The 261-nt window shown below is 70.9% G+C and carries 1 protein-coding gene; it reads right to left on the bottom strand.

The annotated features are described in order from the left end of the window. Positions 1 to 261: FAD-dependent oxidoreductase (locus N866_RS18855; protein ID WP_034229707.1), on the bottom strand; the 261-nt coding region annotated here is incomplete at both ends.

The raw sequence follows: 261 nt of genomic DNA, 5'->3' as shown, positions 1-261 counted from the left end.
AGGTGCGCCCACAGCTGGGCCTGCTCCAGCCCGACGTACCCGCCGCCGACCACGACCATGGATGCGGGCAGGTCTCGCTGCTCCATTGCGGTGGTGGAGGTGAGGTAGTCGACGTCGGCCATGCCAGGCAGCTCGGGGACGTGCGGCGCGGCCCCGGTGGCCACGACGTAGGCCCGGCCCCGTAGTTGGTGGTCGTGGACCTGCACGGTGTGCGCGTCGAGGAACCGGGCGTGCCCGTGGTCAAGTCCCTGGAAGTGGTGT

Origin of the sequence: Actinotalea ferrariae CF5-4, from assembly GCF_000603945.1 — a bacterium.
In the GTDB taxonomy this organism is placed as follows: Bacteria; Actinomycetota; Actinomycetes; order Actinomycetales; family Cellulomonadaceae; genus Actinotalea; species Actinotalea ferrariae.
The sequence above is the reverse complement of the archived record's forward strand: the minus strand, read 5'-3'. Positions and strand labels throughout refer to the sequence as shown.